Below are 16,839 nucleotides of genomic sequence, written 5' to 3'. Positions count from 1 at the left end.
CTTCAGCACCGTGCAGATCGGCTTGACGCCGTGCCGATCCTTGTGCTTGTCGATGAAAGCGACTCAAGAGACATGTCCTAGAGGACGACGCCGAGCCTCGTTCAGGACGGGATCAGCAGCTCCGTCCTGGATTGGCACGTGCGGTGAATCGGCTCCACAGCCGTGGCCACGGCTGTGGAGCCGATCGGGGCCGCACCCCGAGGTCAATCGACGCTGTTTCTCTAGGAGGTCTCGCCGGGCAGCTTGTACGCGATCACGTCGACGTTCTGGATGCTCGGTTCTGTGCTGAACAGATCTGCTCCCTGTGCAGCGAGTGCCTGACCGACGCCACCGGAGAGGTGGGTCTGGCGGGCCTCGTCATCGGGGAACACGTCGAAGATCCCGAAGGTCGATTCGTCGAACTGCAGAGCGAACCAGGCCCGCGTACCCTCCTCCTGCTCGACGATGGGACGGGCGCTGCGGAGAAAGTCCGCGACGTCCTCCTCCTTCCCGGGCTTGGCGTGCACGATGACCGACAATGCAGAGTTGATCATGGTTTCCTCACTTGTCCTGGCTGAACAGCTCGATGATCGCGGCGCAGAAGGCCGGGAGATCCTCGGGCGAGCGGCTGGTGATCAGGTTCCCGTCGCGTGCCACCTCTTCGTCGACGACGTTCGCTCCGGCATTGCGCAGGTCGGTGCGGATGCTCGGGTACGAGGTCAGCGTCCGACCCTCCACGACACCGGCCTCGATCAGCGTCCACGGTCCGTGGCAGATCGCGGCAACCGGCTTGCCGGCGACCATGACGTCGCGCACGAATCCGACTGCGTCGGTGTCCATCCGCAACTGGTCGGGGTTGACCGTCCCGCCCGGAAGCAGCAGGGCGTCGTAGTCGTCGGCCGAGGCGGACTTCACCAGGGCATCGACCGGGAACGTTCCGGCCTCATCCAGGTCGTTCTCTCGGGCCTTGATCTCGCCCTCGTGCAGCGACAGCAGCTCGGTGGTGGCCCCCGCGTCCAGCAGAGCCTGTCTGGGCTGTTCGAGCTCCACGCGCTCGACGCCGTCCGCGGCCAGGATCGCGATCCGCTTGCCGTGCAATTCGTCTGCCATGTTCTGCTCCGTTCTGTGGGAGGTGACGGCCTGCCCGTGCGGGCGAGCCGCACGCTGTCCGTACCGGGCAGCGTGGTTCAGGTGCAGGACGACTCGCGTGCAGTCGCCGTTGCGCTCATCGGAGTGCTGGCAGGTGTTGGCTGCCGACTCTCCGGCCGGATCCTGGGAGACGATGGAGAAGCTTCGGCCCTGTGGTCGACGATGACCTGCCGCCATCGACGGTTGTCGTTCTTCACCGGGGCCTTGCCGGATGTGAGCGCCGCGCCCGAATTCCAGTGTAGACCTCGTTGGTCAGGGACGGGCCGCACGTCGCCATCTCGTCCGGGACGCCGGGACGCCGGGACGCCGGGACGCCGGAGCACGAAGACGTCGACGACTCCGATGCCGCCGGGGTACCGCACCGATCGCATCCGGCGATTCGAGCCCGTCGCCGGATCTCCGGTCGAGCACGAACTGCACGGGATCGGTCGTGGAGTCGTCGACGGCGATGGCCGGCAGGCCACATGTCGGCGAGCTCGGCGTCATCGTTCTCCATCTCGACCCAGTCCTCGCCGAGGCGCAGGCAGTCCTGGTGGCCGGCGGGGGCTCGTAGCGTCTCGGCCTGCCCGCTGCCGAGTCCGCTCCCGAGCCCCGTCACCGCGACGCCGCAGGCCTCTGCCCGGTCCGGCTGCGGTCGGGCAGTCGTTCATCGGACTGCGCCCGTGGGTCATGCGGAACCCGCGGAAGATGGTGAACGGCACGACCCTGCGGGTTCCCGTCGGACTCGCGCGTCATGACCCCGCTATCCCGCGCCCCGGCACGGCGCCGACCATGGGGCGAAACGTCCGGTCAGCGTCGTTCGAGGGTCGCCGGTTCACGACCTCATCGCAGACGGCGCGGAGCGCCTGCTGACCGAGTTCCGCATGCACGCGGCGTGGATTCTCGATCGGGCGACGCAGGTTGCTCGTCCGATGCGCCCGTTGCGTGGGGTCATTGCCCTCATCGAAGCCTTCCGACTCTCACCCCAGGGAGGCGGTCTCCTGCAGCGCAGCCTCGAGGTACGGTGCCGATGCACCGACTCCGGACGAGGCGACCTGCGCGGGCGTTCCTGAGGCGACCACCGTGCCGCCATCGTCTCCCGCGCCGGGCCCGAGGTCGATGACGTGGTCGGCCACGGCGACGATGCGCATGTCGAGCTCGACCGCGACGACGGTGTTGCCTGCGTCCACGAGGGTCTGGAGATGCGTCACGAGTCGGTCGGAATCGGCGCTGTGCAGCCCGGACGTCGGCTCGTCCAGGACGTAGAGGGTGTCCCCGCGCTGGGATCGTTGGAGCTCGGAGGCGAGCTTCACCCGCTGCGCCTCACCTCCGGACAACTCGGTGGCCGGCTGTCCGAGACGGAGATATCCGAGGCCGACGTCGACCAGTGCCGTGAGCGAGCGCATGATGTCGAACTCGCCGTGGAAGAAGTCGTGGGCCTCCTCGACGCTCATGGCGAGGATCTCCGCGACGTTGCGGCCGCGCCAGGCGATCTCCAACGTGCTGGACTGGTAGCGGGTGCCGTGGCAGTCGGGGCACTCGGTGTAGACCGAGGGGAGGAAGAGCAGCTCCACCATGACGGATCCTTCGCCCTTGCAGGTAGGGCAGCGACCGCCGGTGACGTTGAAGGAGAATCTGCCCGCCTTGTACCCGCGAGCGCGAGCCTCGGGCGTCTCCGCGAACCTTCTCCTCACGTGGTCGAACAGGCCCGTATAGGTGGCGACGTTCGAGCGTGGGGTGCGACCGATGGGCTTCTGGTCGATGCTCACGACGCGCCGCACCCCGGCGACGTCGCCGCGGATCTCTCCCTCGAGCTCGTCGGGCTCGTCCGACAGCAGGAGCTCGTCCCCTTCGGCGGGGGCGGCGTCCTCCGCCTGGTCTGCTCGTCCCTGCCGTTCGCCGAGCAGCGCAGGCAGTGCCTGGCTGACCAGGCTGGACTTGCCTGATCCCGACACTCCGGTGACGGCGGTGAACACCCCGAGCGGGAAGGAGATCGTCACGTCGCGCAGGTTGTTGCGCGTGACGTGCTCGAGCCTCAGCCATCCCTGCGGCTCGCGAGGCGTCCGGCGGGGCAGGCCGCTGCCCCCGAAGACATAGCCGCGGGTGACGGAGTCCTCCACCTCGGCGAGCCCTTCGTAGGGCCCGCTGTAGACGACGCGGCCGCCGCGCTCACCCGCGCCGGGCCCGATGTCGACCAGCCAGTCGGCGTGCCGCATCACATCCACCGAATGCTCCACCACGAACAGGCTGTTGCCCCGGCGCTTGAGCCCGTCGAGGATGCCGAGCAGAGCGCTGACGTCCTGCGGATGAAGACCCGCGGACGGCTCATCGAGCACATAGACCACACCGAACAGCTCAGAGGTCAGCTGGGTCGCGAGTCGCAGTCGCTGCAGCTCCCCGCCGGAGAGGGTGGGGGTGGTGCGGCCCAGGGAGAGGTACCCCAGACCCAGATCGATGATCGGACGCAGTCTGTTGACGAGCTCCGCGCCCAATCGCGCTGTCGCGGCCAGCTTCTCGACCGAGCGGTCAGGGGACATGCGCGCGTCCTCGACGGCCGCGGGGGCGGATCCTCCGGCGTCGATCCGCTGCCCGGCGTCGCGTCGGTCAGCCTGGCCACCTGTGCGGCCCGCCGACTCAGCCCCGTCGAGAGCGCCGGTGGCCCGTACGACCGCCTGGTCGATCAGCGTGGAGAGCTCCGCGAGCGGCAGTGCGGAGAGATCTGCGACGTCGAGACCCTCGAACGTCACGGACAGGGACTCCGGCTTCAGCCGCTTCCCATGGCAGGCAGGGCAGGGAGCGACCGAGAGGAACTCCGCCACGCGTCGCTTCATCGACTCGCTCTTGGTGTTCGCGAACGTGTCGAGCACGTACCGACGCGCGCCGACGAAGGTGCCCGAGTAGCTCGGTTCGACGCCCGCCGCGGTCGCGGCCCGGGCCTCGGAGAGTGTGAGCCGCGAGTGGACCGGGACATACGGCGTCTCGTCCGTGTAGAGGATCCAGTCCCGATCCTCCTTCGGCAGATCCTTCCAGGGCACATCGACGTCGTAGCCGAGCGCGACGAGGACATCGCGCAGCTGATGACCGTGCCAGGCCGTCGGCCAGGAGGCGATGGCCCGTTCGCGGATCGTCAATGAAGGGTCCGGAACCATCATGTCCTCGGTGACCTCGTACACGCGGCCGATGCCGTGGCATTCCGGGCATGCGCCCTGCACCGTGTTGGCGGAGAAGTCCTCGGCGTAGAGCATCGGCTGATCTTCGGGGTAGTGGCCGGCCCGGGAGTAGAGCATGCGCACCAGCGAGGAGAGCGTGGTGATGCTGCCCACCGAGGACCGTGCGCTGCGACCTCCACGCTGCTGCTGAAGAGCGACGGCCGGCGGCATGCCCGTGATGGAGTCGACGTCCGGGACGCCTGCCTGGTCGATGAGGCGACGGGCGTAGGGAGCGACGGACTCGAGGTAACGGCGCTGGGACTCCGCGAACAGGGTTCCGAAGGCCAGGGAGGACTTTCCCGAGCCGGAGACGCCGGTGAACACCACCAGAGCGTCGCGGGGGACCGTCAGGTCGATGTCCTGGAGGTTGTGCTCGCGCGCGCCGAGAACCTGCACGTCGGGCTGAACGGGTGTGGAGTCCGACGGCGCGGACCTGCGTGCTTCGACCATGCCAGCGAGACTAGCAACGCGTTCCACCGATCGGTCGGTGCATGCCCCAGTCCTCCACGGTCCACCTGCCCGTGGCGCCTATCGCCGCAGCCGCGGCGGGCAACTCGGTGGAGGGCGAGGTTCCTTCTGTCCTATGCTCGAAGAGAGCCGAGGTCGCGGGCGACGGGCATCCAAATGACCGTGGCACTTCCGCGACCGGGCCATCCCCAACTGGAGGAGATCGTCATGGCAAGCAGCAACCGCGCCGTCGTGTTCCAGAACGTCAAGGACATGCGCGTCGAGTCCCTCGACTTCCCGAAGCTCGAGATGCCGAACGGCAGGAGCGCCCCGCACGGCGTCATCCTCAAGATCGTCGCCACCAACATCTGCGGCTCCGACCTGCACATCTACCGCGGTTCCTTCCCCGTCCCCCAGGGCATGGTGATGGGGCACGAGATGACCGGCGAGGTCGTTGAGATCGGCTCCGACGTCGAGTTCCTCTCCGAGGGCGACCTGGTCTCGGTTCCCTTCAACGTCGCCTGCGGCCGATGCCGCAACTGTCGTGCCCGCCACACCGAGGTGTGCGAGACCGTGAACCCCGACGTGTCCTGCGGCGCCTACGGGTTCAACCTGGGCGACTTCCAGGGTGGGCAGGCGGAATACATGTTCGTCCCCTACGCCGACTTCCAGCTGCTCCGCTTCCCGGACAAGGACCAGGCCATGGAGAAGATCCGTGACCTCGCCCTGCTCTCGGACATCCTGCCCACCGCGTTCCACGGCCTCATGGAGGCCGGGGCGAAGCCCGGCTCGACCGTCTACATCGCCGGCGCCGGTCCCGTCGGTCGCTGCGGCGCCGCAGCAGCCCGGCTCCTGGGCGCTTCCTGCATCATCGTCGGTGACTACCACCAGGACCGGCTGGACCTGATGAAGAACAACGGCTGCGAGACCATCGACCTCAACCAGGACGTGCCGCTGACCGATCAGATCGAGGCCATCCTCGGCGAGCCCATGGTGGACTGCGCCGTCGACTACGTCGGCAACGAAGCCCACGGCATCGGCCGCGAGGCCGAGGACATGAACCCGGCACACGCCATCAACCAGGTCATGGACGCCACCCGCGCAGGCGGCGCCACCGGCATCGTCGGCGTCTACGGCCCCGACCCGCTGGCCTCCTCCAAGGCCGAGCAGGAGGGAACCTTCCCGCTCGACTTCGGCAAGGCGTGGATCAAGTCCCCTCGGATCTCCGGCGGCCAGGCCCCGATCATGCACTACAACCGCGAACTGATGATGTCGATCCTGTGGGACCGCATGCCCTACCTCAGCGACATGCTCAACACCAAGGTCATCAGCCTCGACGAAGCCCCCGACGCCTACGCGAAGTTCGATGCCGGTGTCTCGGAGAAGTTCATCATCGATCCCCACGGCATGATCCCCGCCTGATCCCGGGCCGTCATGCACCCGGCCCGCGATCGTCGCTCCAGCGGCGGTCGCGGGCCGGCTCTGTGCACGGATCCTTCGCCGATCCCGTCCTGGACGATGCCCGGGGCGGGCCTGGCGCCGGTGGGGCCGGCATGCCGGAGCTCAGCGGCGTGGGGGAGCGAGGAGGGGCGTGATCCTGGGAGACCGGGCAGCTCGCTGCGACGCTCCTGGCGCCCCTCACGATCCGGAACGCATCGCGGGGCGAGGAGGACGATCACCGGCGCCAGGGCCGCCAACACGCGCACGTCGCGGAGGGACCGGTTTCATGTCACCGGCGCCGGTCCTGGCGGGGACCTCCGGACGGCGGTCGATGAGCCGGAGTCCGCTGCTGTCGATCGAGCCGTTGCGGAGGTCCGGCGTATGCGCTCCATGAAAGTAACCATCGCCTGGATCGAGCGGGCCTCCGGCCGACCCCGATGCCGGGCACGCCCTGCGGGGAGGAGGACCACGTGGCGCTCTGCGCCACGCGGGGATCGACTGCGGCATCAGTCCACCGCACCCGGTGGGAGGGGGCAGGGGCCGGGCGTGCCGTCACCTGCCCTCTCTCCACGGGATGCGGTGGGCGGTGGTCACCGGATGGCGGAGCGGATGGCGGCGGCCGCGGCGGCGACGTCCGATGCGCTGTAGATGGCGCTGCCCGCGACGGCCACGTCTGCTCCCGCCTGCTGGACCGCCTCGACAGAGTCCGCACTGACGCCGCCGGCGACGGAGAACGGGACCTCGGCGGCCTTGCCAGCGGCGAGCAGGGCGTCGAGGCTGTAGCCGTCCTCCGCCTGCTCGTCGAGGCCGGCGTGCATCTCGACGAAGACGGCGCCGAGGGCGACGACCTCTCGGGCCCGTGCGGCCTTGTCGGACACGCCGATCAGATCGACGACGACGCCCTTGCCGTGCTTGGTCGCCGCGGCGACCGCTCCGGCGATCGTGCTGTCACCGGCGACGCCGAGCACGGTGACCAGATCGGCTCCGGCAGAGAAGGCGATGTCAGCTTCCAGCTCGCCGGCATCCATGGTCTTGAGATCGGCGAAGACGGTCTTGTCGGGGTGGGCGGCCTTGACCGCCGTGATCGCCGCGAGGCCCTCGCTCTTGATCAGAGGTGTGCCGAGCTCGAGGATGTCGACGTAGGGGGCGGCCTTCGCGGCCAGGTCGAGGGCGGACTCGGTGGTCAGGGTGTCCATGGCGAACTGCAGTCGCATGTCAGGGTGTCTCTTTCTCGTGGTGGTGTCGATGATGGAACGGGGAAGAAAGGTCATTCGAGGTTGGCATGACGGGGCCAGAGCGCGTCCGCACTCTGTCCGCTCCTCTGCCACAGGACGTCGAAGAGAGCGTCGCCGACGAGGACGAGGAGCTGCTCGAAGAGGCTGCCGGCGTACTGGGCCGACTGCTGCTCGGACCGGTCCGTCTTCGTCGCCGCACGGACGACCAGGACGGCGTGGGACAGCTGAGCAAGCGGTGACTCGGGGTCGGTCGTGATCCCGATGACGCGGGCACCGACGGATCGCGCCGTCTCAGCCGCGCTCACCACTCCCGAGGTCGTGCCGGAACCGCTGGCAGTCAGGAGCAGATCGCCCTCTCCGATCGCCGGGGTCGTCGTCTCACCGACGACGTGGACCTGCAGCCCGAGGTGCATGAGGCGCATGGCCGTCATCCGCAGCGCGAGCCCGGAGCGTCCGGCGCCGTGGACGAAGACCCGCCGGGCGTTCGCTGTCAGTTCGACGGCGGCCGCGAGCGCGGGCGCGTCGGGCAGGGAGGCTGTCCCCTCGATCTCGTTGACGATCCGCGTCAGCGAATCCTGGATGCTTCGTTCTTCCATGCCGACCATCTTGGGCCGGTCTGCGGTGGTCCACTGCTGCCCGATGAGCTGGGTGCCCCGTTCGATCGGGTGGGCCTCCCAGGTCGGGCTAGAGTAGCGGAGTGAGCGACCTCCCGACCCCGCTGGAACGTGCCCGCTCCCTGTCGAGGGACCGTGCCCTGACCGAGCAGGCTGATCAACATGCGATCACCCTCGAATCGATCCTTGCCGTGCTCCGCTCCGGCCGACTCGCGGATGCGGCCGCGCGCAGGGAGGCCACGGAGATCGCCTCCTCCGCACTCATCCGTGCTCGTTCGGTACATGAGCAGCAGGAGAGCGTGCTCGAGCCGGTAGCCGAGGCATTCTCGCGCCTGCGCACCGAACTGCGTCCTCTGATCCGCTCCGGGCCGCTGCAGGTCCAGTTCGCAGAGCCTCCTGCGCGAGGACGGGCGCTGCCGGGCCCGGTCGCTCGGGAAGCCCGCGCCATCTCCCGCACAGTAGTGCTCTCGCTCATGGACCGCGCGGACGCTGCACGCGCCCGGATCGGCTGGGACTGCGATGGCCGCAACCTGCTGATGGAGGTCCGTGACGACGGGGGAATCGCGGTGACGGCGCACGACGACACACTGCGTCCGATCGTGGAGCGAGTCGCGGCGCTCGACGGAACCATGGACGTGGAGACGACCCCGGGCTGGGGGACGACGCTGCGGATCGAGATCCCCCTGGACCCACCCAGCGCAGCGCTCACCGTGGAGGGCGCCGAGGAACTCACCGACCGCGAGAAGCAGGTGCTGCGCCTGGTCGCGACCGGGATCTCGAACCAGCGCATCGGCGACCAGCTCGGGATCACGGCCAACACCGTGAAGTACCACGTGGCCAACTTGCTGCGGAAATACGGCGCCCGCACGCGCGCCGAGCTCGCAAGCATCGCTCACTCCCATGATGCGCACTCTCCGAGCGCCCAGACTCGATAGCGGGCCTCGGTCCGGACGTCGGCAGCGGTGTCGCACCCACTGCGCTGCGAGCCTCATGGCCGTGGCCTCGAAGAGCTGGCGGCCGGCGGTGAAGGCGATGCCGCACGGTGTCCATGACCAGCCCGACGCGAAAGCGGTGAACGCGCAGCTGTGACTGATACGCGCTGGCACCGCCCGCGTCCCACCGTGTTCTGGGTTCGCGGATCGGCCTCAGGCCTTCGCCGCCTGGGTGCGGCTCCCGCGACGGCTGGATTCCAGCATCTCGGTCAGTGAGCGCGCGTCATAGCTGCCCACCATCCGGCAACCATCGATGAAGAACGTCGGGGTCATCTTGGCGCCGCTCGCCTCCGCGCTCGCGATGTCCCGCTGCACCCTCGCAGCAACCTCGTCGCTGTCGAGATCCTCGATGAACGCCTGGACATCGAGGCCCAGCTCGGCCGCGTAGCCGATGAGATTCTCCCTCTCCAGCGCGTGCTGCCGAGTGAAGACGAAGTCGAGCCACGGCCAGAACATCTCCTGCTTCGCGGCCGCCTCGGCGGCCCGTGCGGCGAGGGGGCCGTGAGGATGGTGAGGCAGATGCCGCACGACGTAGCGCAGATCGTCACCGAAGCGCCCGTGCAGGTCTTCCCATGAGCCCGTGGCGTGCGCGCAGTACGGGCACTCGAAGTCCACGAACTCCACGAGGGTGAGCCGGGCGTCCTCCGGTCCGCGGATGTGATCCACCTCGGGGTCCACCGGAGAGTCGAGCGTCATCGGGAGATCCGCCGTCTCCTCTCCCCACCGACGGGCCGCGACCTTGAAGATCGACCAGCCCAGAACGGTGGCGAGCACCATCGCCACGAGCACGCCCAGCGTCGCCTGGCGCCCCAGATCCGAGGAGGAGTCGAAAGCGAGGCTGATGACCAGCAGCGACACGGTGAAACCGATGCCGGAAAGTGCTGCCCCGCCGAACACGCTGCCCATACCGACCCCCTCCGGCAGTCGGCCTGCGCCCATCCGAACGGCGAGGAGCGTCGCGATCCCGATCCCGAGGAGCTTGCCGAGCACGAGCCCCGCGATGACGCCCCACGTCACCGGCGAGCCCAGCGAGTCGGCCACCACCCCACCGCCCAGGTCGACCCCGGCGTTGGCCAGGGCGAAGATCGGCACGACCAGCAACGCCGTGGGGAGACGGAGGTACTCGTGCAGCCGCTCGTTGACTGACACGCCCTTGGACAACCCCCGTCCGACGGCACGCGCCGAAGAAGCGCTCGGGGATTGCCAGAAGTCGCGGAACAGCTGCCGGGCGGCGACCACCTTGTGCCGTTGCGTCGGGTAGGCCGGGATCAGAAGCCCGGCGATCATGCCCGTCAGCGAGGCGTGGATGCCGGAGGACAGAGTCGCCAGCCACAGCACGATGACGATCCCCACATACGGAGCGGCACTCCACTGCCGGGAACGGCTCAGCAACCACAGAGCGACGAGGCAGCCCAGAGCGACCAGCAGCGGGATGGGCCGGATCTCGTCGCTGTAGAACACCCCGATGATCGACACCGCAAGGAAGTCGTCGACCACCGTGAGGGTCAGGAGGAAGACGCGCAGCTGCCCGGAAAGCCGGGGGCCGACGATCGCGAGAGCACCGAGCATGAACGCCGTGTCCGTTCCGACGACCGCCCCCCACCCGCGTAGTCCCTCGCCACCGGACGCGCCGACGACCAGGACATACACCAGCGCGGGCACCGCCACACCCGCGACGCCCGCGATCGCCGCCAGACGGGCGCGGCTGCTGTCCCGCAGAGCCCCGTGTGCGAACTCCTGGCGCACCTCGAGACCCACGACGAAGAAGAACACGACCATGAGCCCGTCGTTGATCCAGTGGTGCAGATCCAGGTGCAACCCGAACGGGCCGACGTCGATCCCTACGCTCTGGTGCCACAGCTCGAAGTAGGAAGAGGACAGCGGCGAGTTCGCCCAGAGGAGGGCGAAGGCCGTGACAATGATGAGCAGCACGGCCGAGCCCGACTCCGTGCGGAGTCTTCCGGCTATGCCGCGCGGGGGCGAGGTTGAGTGGGACACAGCTCGATTCTGCCTGAACATGCTGGCTAGCGGTACAGCCAGGCGGGAGGATGGCACGCAACGTCAGGCTCTGTCCGGTTGTCATAGCGACCTGACCTACGGGACTGCTGCGTCGATAGGTGTCAGTCTGACCTCACCCATCGGTGCGGCAGGCCCTCCCGTCAGTGGGTGATGGACGCTAGCTCGGCGCGGGTGCGGGCGCCGTACTTCCGTAGCAGGTTAGCCACGTGGTACTTCACAGTGTTCGCCGTGATCCCGAGCTGGTCACCGATACGCTGGTTCGAGATACCGGTCACGACCAGGCGCAGCACCTGCTTCTCGCGGGCGGTGAGCTCCTCGGCGCTCTCCACCGTCAGTGCCGCGCTCGGCGGGTCCAGGGGGATCTCGATTCGCAGCGTCGTCCCCCATCCCGGGGTTGCCTCCACGTCCATGGTGCCGTCGAGCGCCACCACACGCTCCGCGATCGGGCGCAGCACGTCGTCGTGGGCGGACACCGCACCGCCTCCGTCGTCGCGGATTTCCATGAGCAGGTTGCGGCCGTCGCAGTCCCAGCCGACCCGGGCCCGTGCGGCATCCGCGCGGTCCACGAGCGAGAGCACTGCGGTGCGGGAGATGGCGCGGGCTTCGCGAGCGACCGGGCCTGGGAGCGCCCGCCCCTGCGCAGGAGGCTCGGCAAACTGGACGTGCAGCGGCCCGGAGCGAATGAGAGGACGCAGCTCGGTGCGCAGGCGCGAGAACGCCTCAACGACCGGCTCGAGCACGCTCTCGTGCTGCTCATGGGTCAAGCGAGCACGGATGAGCGCCGAGGAAGCGATTTCCGTGGCCTCCCTGCGCGCGGCCACATCCGAGAACCGGCCCGAGCGGAGCACGGCGAGGATCGACCCGAGGGCGACCGCATGCCGATCGCCCTGCTCGGTCAGGGCGCGGTCGCGGGCCAGAGTGTCGGCCCGTTCGGCCGGTGTCGGCAGCTCGTCCATCTCACCACCCTACCTCGACCTGGCAGGCCTACCCGATCGGAGGGGGCGCCTCGCCCATCGGGCAGCTGTGGCGCCTCTCGATCCGTCCCAACATGGTCGGCATGGAGAAACCAACCATCCAGGAATCGCTGACACGGATCGTCGGCGAGATCGAGGGGACCGTCACCCTCCCCGACCTGCCCGCACTCGAGGCCGCCGTCGAGCTGACCGCGAAAGCCCGGCGGGTCTTTGTCCACGGTGCTGGACGGTCCGGGCTCGCGCTACGGATGACGGCCATGCGCCTCATGCACGCGGGGTTGGAGGTCCACGTCGTCGGCGAGACGACGACCCCGGCGATCGGAGAGGACGACCTGCTCCTGACCGCCAGCGGCTCCGGCACCACCCCGGGGGTGGTGAGCGCGGCGGAGACCGCGAGATCCGTCGGTGCCCGCGTAGTCGGGATCACGGCCGACCCCGAGTCACGGCTTGCGCTGCTGGCCCACGCCACCCTGGTCATCCCCGCGGCGACGAAGACGGACCGGTCCGAGCAGCAGTCGGCCCAGTACGCCGGCAGCCTCTTCGAGCAGGTTCTCGTCCTCGTCGGCGACGCTCTCTTCGACGTCCTGTGGCAGAAGAGCGGTCAGAGTGCGGATGCGCTCTGGCCCCGTCACGCCAACCTCGAATAACCCCCTCACCCCCCGACGACCAACCGCACGACCAAGAGAAAGAGACACCCTGACATGCGACTGCAGTTCGCCATGGACACCCTGACCACCGAGTCCGCCCTCGAGCTTGCCGCGAAGGCTGCTCCCTACGTCGACATCCTCGAGCTCGGCACCCCTCTGATCAAGAGCGAGGGCCTCGCGGCGATCACGGCGGTCAAGGCCGCCCACCCCGACAAGACCGTCTTCGCCGATCTCAAGACCATGGATGCCGGCGAGCTGGAAGCTGACATCGCCTTCACTGCCGGAGCGGATCTGGTCACCGTGCTCGGCGTCGCCGGTGACAGCACCGTCGTCGGAGCGGTCGCCGCGGCGCACAAGCACGGTAAGGGAGTCGTCGTAGATCTGATTGGCGTGTCCGACAAGGCCGCGCGGGCCCGAGAGGTCGTCGCCCTCGGCGCCGTGTTCGTGGAGATGCACGCCGGACTCGATGAGCAGGCGGAAGACGGCTACAGCCTCGACGCCCTGCTCGCCGCCGGCGCGGCCGCCGGAGTTTCGTTCTCCGTCGCCGGCGGCGTCAGCGCGGACTCCGTCGAGGCCGTCCAGCGGGCGGGAGCAGACGTGGCCGTCGCCGGAAGCGCGATTTACAGCGCTCCCGACGTTGCCGCCGCGGCAGCCGCCATCCGCGCCGCCATCCGTTGAACAGCGTCCACCGCACCCTGTGAAGGGAAGGTCTGGGACCTGGCTCTGAACCTTCCTCGCTAGGCGCGGTGGACGAGCCTCAGGGACGATCGCGGCGTGGCAAGGCGGAACGCGCGACCGTAGTCCATGCAGGGCGGACGAGATGTTGCTCGTGAGTCCCATCGTTTGCGGCACAGTGCCGGCGCTCCATTGGGGTATACCCAGTGCGACAGATATGTCGCAAAAGTGCATTCTTGGACCCTATTGGGAACCGTAGAAAACCTGCTGGTAACTGTCCTGCTGAGGTGCCCCAGTTCGGGACGTCTCTCCCGATGCTGCGCGTGACACGGTTCTGCGTGTCAATCTCGTTGGTGCGGGTCGGTGGCGGTGGTGGATGTGAATCGGCCCAGGTTTGATGCCGCTGCTGTTTGAGTCCGGAAGGATGGACAGCATGCCGAAGAAGATCGATCCCCAGTTGCGCGCGAGGTGCGTGCGGCTCGTGCGGGAGCACCAGCAGGAGTACCCCTCCCAGTTCGCCGTAGTGGTCGCGGTCGCCCGACAAGAAGGCGTCTCGAAGGAGTCCGTGCGGCGCTGGCTGGCGCAGGCCGACGTCGACGACGGGACGCGTCCGGGTGTCACGAGCGAAGAGTCTGCCGAGGTCAAGCGACTGAAGGCGGAGAACAAGCGGCTGCGGGAGGATAACGAGATCCTCCGTAAAGCATCGATTTTCTTCGCGGGGGAGCTCGACCCCCGCAACCGCTGATCCTGGCCTTCATCGACGAGATGAGAGCCGGGGGCTACGCAGTCGAGCCGATCCTTCGCGTCCTGCGCCAGCAGGGCTTGAGGATCGCTGCGCGGACCTACCGAGCGTGGAAGAGGCCCACCCGCATCGCTGCCCGCACCGTCACAGACGCCCTCGTGGAGGACAAGATCCGCGGGCTCGCCTGGACCGTCAATCAGGTCACCGGGCAGGTCCAGATGACGCCGGAGGGCCTGTACGGGCGACGGAAGTGGGTCGCCCTCCTCCGCCGTCGACCGGGACTGGCCGGCACCTCTCGGGGTGCGGTTGACCGGGCGATGCGGACGCTCGGCCTTGAGGGCGTCCGGCGGGCGAAGAAGTTGCGCACCACTATCCCGAATCCAGATGGGAGACGTGCCGGTGACCTGCTCAATCGTGACTTCACGGCCCCGGGCTCCTGACCGAGTTTGGGTCGCCGATTTCACGTACGTCCGGACCTGGGCGGGGTTCGTCTACGTCGCGTTCGTCGTGGACGTGTTCGCCCAGCGAATCGTGGGCTGGCACGCCAGCTCCAGCATGCTCACCGACCTGGTCATGACCCCGCTGAGGATCGCACTGTGGCAGCGTGACCGCGACGGAAACCCGGTCTCACCAGGGTCTTTGGTGGCGCACAGCGACGCCGGGTCCCAGTACACCTCGATCCGATACACCGAGCACCTCGACCTCGAGGGCATTGCCCCGTCGATCGGGTCCGTCGGCGACGCGTTCGATAACGCCCTCATGGAGAGCGTGAACGGCCTGTACAAGACCGAGTGCATCCGCACCACGGTCTTCCACTCCGGGCCGTTCAGGACGCTGGCAGACGTCGAGTTCGCGACCGCCGGCTGGGTCAACTGGTACAACAACCGACGTCTCTACGGCTCCCTCGGGATGCTCACCCCGATAGAGTTCGAGACGCTCCACTACGAGGCCCTCACCCGAGAGCCCGCACCCACAAAGTAGCGGCAGAGAACCCGGGCCGATTCACCTTCCGCAGAAACACCCTCATCTGCGAAGAGCCCGATAAGTACGCTTCGCCCCTTCTCGTGATGATCAGGGCATCCGCCGAATCTGCCACGCGGGAATGCGCTCACCGCTTCAGGTCACGATTCGCACCGGTTGCTGCAACTGACGGCAACTGGTTTCAGTGAGCAGGTGAGCAGCGCATGCTGCGGCAACCCCGCGAACGCAGCTGTCCCGGGATGCATTCGGGAATTCCCGGTGCACCCTGCGGACCCGCCGCAGCCACGAATTCGAACAATGCTGCTTGACGCCGCTCCATGCGGACTCCGAGAGGAAACAATGGGCAATACCCCTATGGGCGATGATTTCTGGCTCATCGCATCTGAGGGTGTAGCTGGTTTCTGAATCCTCCTGATTCGAGGAGGCTGCGGGCGATGTAGTTGGTGAGATTCCGGAAGCCGAGAGCTGAACCGCGGAGATGCTCGAGGCGGCCGTTGATCGCCTCGGTGGGACCGTTACTGGTGCCGGGACGATCGAAGAACGCCAGGACGTCGTCGGCGCGCTTGGTCAGCGTCTTGCCCAGCTTTCCCAGCTCGACGAGGGTGTCTGGGACCTTCGCCCTGAGCGCGGCGATGACCTTCTCCATCATCGTTCTGGCTCTGGTCCGGTCGGGTTCTCGATAGGCGGCGATCATGGCCTGGTAGATCTCCCAGGTCGCCTCGATCGCAGCGTGCGGGTGGTGGGCGAACAGGGCGTTGAGGCGTTCGCGCTGCCGCTGGGTCAGCAGCTTGGTCCCGGTGTGGAGGGTGCGGCGGGCCTTGTAGAGAGGGTCGTCCTTACGGCCCCGGCGCTTGTGGAGCTTCTGCTGGATCCGCCGCCGGCAGTCATCCAGAGCGTCCCCAGCCAGACGGACGACGTGGAAGGGATCCATCACCGCGACCGCTCCGGGGAGGACCTCGCTCGTGGCTGTCTTGAACCCCGTGAACCCGTCCATCGCGACGACCTCGATGCGGTCCTTCCACGCCTCGGGGCGGGCCTCCAGCCAGGCCTTGAACGCTGCCTTGGAGCGGCCCTCGACCATGTCCAGCAGCCTTGCCGGCCCGGTCTTGTCCCTGGTGGGGGTGAGGTCGATGATCACGGTGACGTATTTGTCGCCGCGGCGGGTGTGGCACCAGACGTGCTCGTCGACGCCGATCACGCGGACTCCGTCGAAGCGGGCCGGGTCATCGATCAGCAGCCGTTTCCCCTCGGCCAGGACGGCATCGCTGGCGGTGTGCCAGGCCACGCCCAGCCCAGAAGCGACCCGGGCGATCGAGAGGTGATCGATGACCAGGGCCTCCAGCGCCCATCGAATCCCGCCCCGGGAGAGCTTCGCCCGCGCAGCTGCTGCAGCGGTGGTGTCTTCGCGCCAGTGGGTTCCGCAGTGATCACACCGGTAGCGCCGGATCCGCACCAGCAACGTGGTGGGGCGGTGGCCGAACGGCTCATGCGCCAGGGACCGCGAGATGGAGCCCCGCGAGGTCGAGAGTGCTCCGCAGGCACGGCACCATGGATCCTCCTCGGCGACCCTGCACTCCAGCACCGCCCGGTGGGCCGTGAGTTCTTGGCCGACCACGACCAGACCAAGCTCCTCGAGGCGAGTGAAGGTCGTCAGGTCGGGGCTGTCGAAGGTAGCGTTGCGCACGTCGAGGTCTTCCTGATGGCGAGCGTGAGAACTTCCATCTTCGGGAGACCTCGACGTCTATCCCGGCACCGAC

At 68.1% G+C, this 16,839-nt stretch carries 12 protein-coding genes and 2 pseudogenes; 6 read left to right on the top strand and 8 right to left on the bottom strand.

The features are described from left to right. Positions 1-221: 221 nt before the first annotated feature. From ACT3T5_RS16580 to ACT3T5_RS16570, 3 genes are all read right to left on the bottom strand, one after another. Positions 222-533, bottom strand: coding sequence for a putative quinol monooxygenase (locus ACT3T5_RS16580; protein ID WP_087102950.1), 312 nt, complete (start codon positions 531-533; stop codon positions 222-224). Between the two features lie 7 nt (positions 534-540). Continuing rightward, positions 541-1,089 carry a type 1 glutamine amidotransferase domain-containing protein gene (locus tag ACT3T5_RS16575; RefSeq protein WP_443404511.1) on the bottom strand — a complete coding sequence of 183 codons (549 nt, stop codon included), beginning with the start codon at positions 1,087-1,089 and terminating at the stop codon, positions 541-543. A gap of 998 nt (positions 1,090-2,087) precedes the next feature. After that, entirely contained in the window at positions 2,088-4,766 is a 2,679-nt protein-coding gene (locus ACT3T5_RS16570; protein WP_444594948.1) for an excinuclease ABC subunit A, read from the bottom strand. Between the two features lie 225 nt (positions 4,767-4,991). Between ACT3T5_RS16570 and ACT3T5_RS16565 the strand changes: the two genes are divergently transcribed. Further along, positions 4,992-6,185 (top strand): alcohol dehydrogenase catalytic domain-containing protein, encoded by a 1,194-nt coding sequence (locus tag ACT3T5_RS16565; protein WP_444579456.1) that lies wholly within the window; start codon positions 4,992-4,994, stop codon positions 6,183-6,185. Positions 6,186-6,793: 608 nt separating this feature from the next. Here the strand turns inward: ACT3T5_RS16565 and hxlA (ACT3T5_RS16560) are convergent. Together hxlA (ACT3T5_RS16560) and hxlB (ACT3T5_RS16555) are read right to left on the bottom strand one after the other, a co-directional pair. Then, the gene (hxlA, locus tag ACT3T5_RS16560; RefSeq protein WP_301472098.1) at positions 6,794-7,417 is read right to left on the bottom strand and encodes a 3-hexulose-6-phosphate synthase; all 624 of its coding nucleotides are present in this window, start codon (positions 7,415-7,417) and stop codon (positions 6,794-6,796) included. A 53-nt stretch (positions 7,418-7,470) separates the two neighbouring features. Beyond that, a complete protein-coding gene (gene hxlB / locus ACT3T5_RS16555) occupies positions 7,471-8,043 on the bottom strand; it encodes a 6-phospho-3-hexuloisomerase (RefSeq protein ID WP_444594947.1) in 573 nt (190 codons plus the stop codon). A gap of 92 nt (positions 8,044-8,135) precedes the next feature. Here hxlB (ACT3T5_RS16555) and ACT3T5_RS16550 point away from each other — a divergent pair, with 92 nt between their 5' ends. Both ACT3T5_RS16550 and ACT3T5_RS16545 read left to right on the top strand, forming a co-directional pair. Next, positions 8,136-8,987, top strand: coding sequence for a LuxR C-terminal-related transcriptional regulator (locus ACT3T5_RS16550; RefSeq protein ID WP_444594946.1), 852 nt, complete (start codon positions 8,136-8,138; stop codon positions 8,985-8,987). Positions 8,988-9,009: 22 nt separating this feature from the next. Beyond that, positions 9,010-9,135, top strand: a pseudogene (locus ACT3T5_RS16545) (IS256 family transposase); the annotation flags it as partial. A 62-nt stretch (positions 9,136-9,197) separates the two neighbouring features. On the opposite strand, the gene nhaA reads toward ACT3T5_RS16545, so the two are convergent. Both nhaA and ACT3T5_RS16535 read right to left on the bottom strand, forming a co-directional pair. Beyond that, positions 9,198-11,063 carry a Na+/H+ antiporter NhaA gene (gene nhaA / locus ACT3T5_RS16540; RefSeq protein ID WP_444594945.1) on the bottom strand — a complete coding sequence of 622 codons (1,866 nt, stop codon included), beginning with the start codon at positions 11,061-11,063 and terminating at the stop codon, positions 9,198-9,200. Positions 11,064-11,203: 140 nt separating this feature from the next. Then, positions 11,204-12,019: a LuxR C-terminal-related transcriptional regulator gene (locus tag ACT3T5_RS16535; RefSeq protein ID WP_444594944.1), complete on the bottom strand. Its 816-nt coding sequence runs from the start codon at positions 12,017-12,019 to the stop codon at positions 11,204-11,206. A 92-nt stretch (positions 12,020-12,111) separates the two neighbouring features. Here ACT3T5_RS16535 and hxlB (ACT3T5_RS16530) point away from each other — a divergent pair, with 92 nt between their 5' ends. The 3 genes and pseudogenes from hxlB (ACT3T5_RS16530) to ACT3T5_RS16520 all read left to right on the top strand — a co-directional run bounded on the left by hxlB (ACT3T5_RS16530) (position 12,112) and on the right by ACT3T5_RS16520 (position 15,082). Then, the gene (hxlB, locus tag ACT3T5_RS16530; RefSeq protein ID WP_444594943.1) at positions 12,112-12,684 is read left to right on the top strand and encodes a 6-phospho-3-hexuloisomerase; all 573 of its coding nucleotides are present in this window, start codon (positions 12,112-12,114) and stop codon (positions 12,682-12,684) included. A 54-nt stretch (positions 12,685-12,738) separates the two neighbouring features. After that, entirely contained in the window at positions 12,739-13,362 is a 624-nt protein-coding gene (hxlA, locus tag ACT3T5_RS16525; protein ID WP_444594942.1) for a 3-hexulose-6-phosphate synthase, read from the top strand. Between the two features lie 430 nt (positions 13,363-13,792). Beyond that, positions 13,793-15,082: pseudogene (locus ACT3T5_RS16520) on the top strand (IS3 family transposase). Between the two features lie 373 nt (positions 15,083-15,455). On the opposite strand, the gene ACT3T5_RS16515 reads toward ACT3T5_RS16520, so the two are convergent. Then, on the bottom strand, positions 15,456-16,766 hold the full coding sequence (locus ACT3T5_RS16515; RefSeq protein WP_444594941.1) for an ISL3 family transposase: 1,311 nt from the start codon (positions 16,764-16,766) through the stop codon (positions 15,456-15,458). Positions 16,767-16,839: the final 73 nt, after the last annotated feature.

Origin of the sequence: Brachybacterium sp. AOP3-A1-3 (assembly GCF_052378285.1) — a bacterium.
Lineage (GTDB): Bacteria > Actinomycetota > Actinomycetes > Actinomycetales > Dermabacteraceae > Brachybacterium.
The sequence above is the reverse complement of the archived record's forward strand: the minus strand, read 5'-3'. Positions and strand labels throughout refer to the sequence as shown.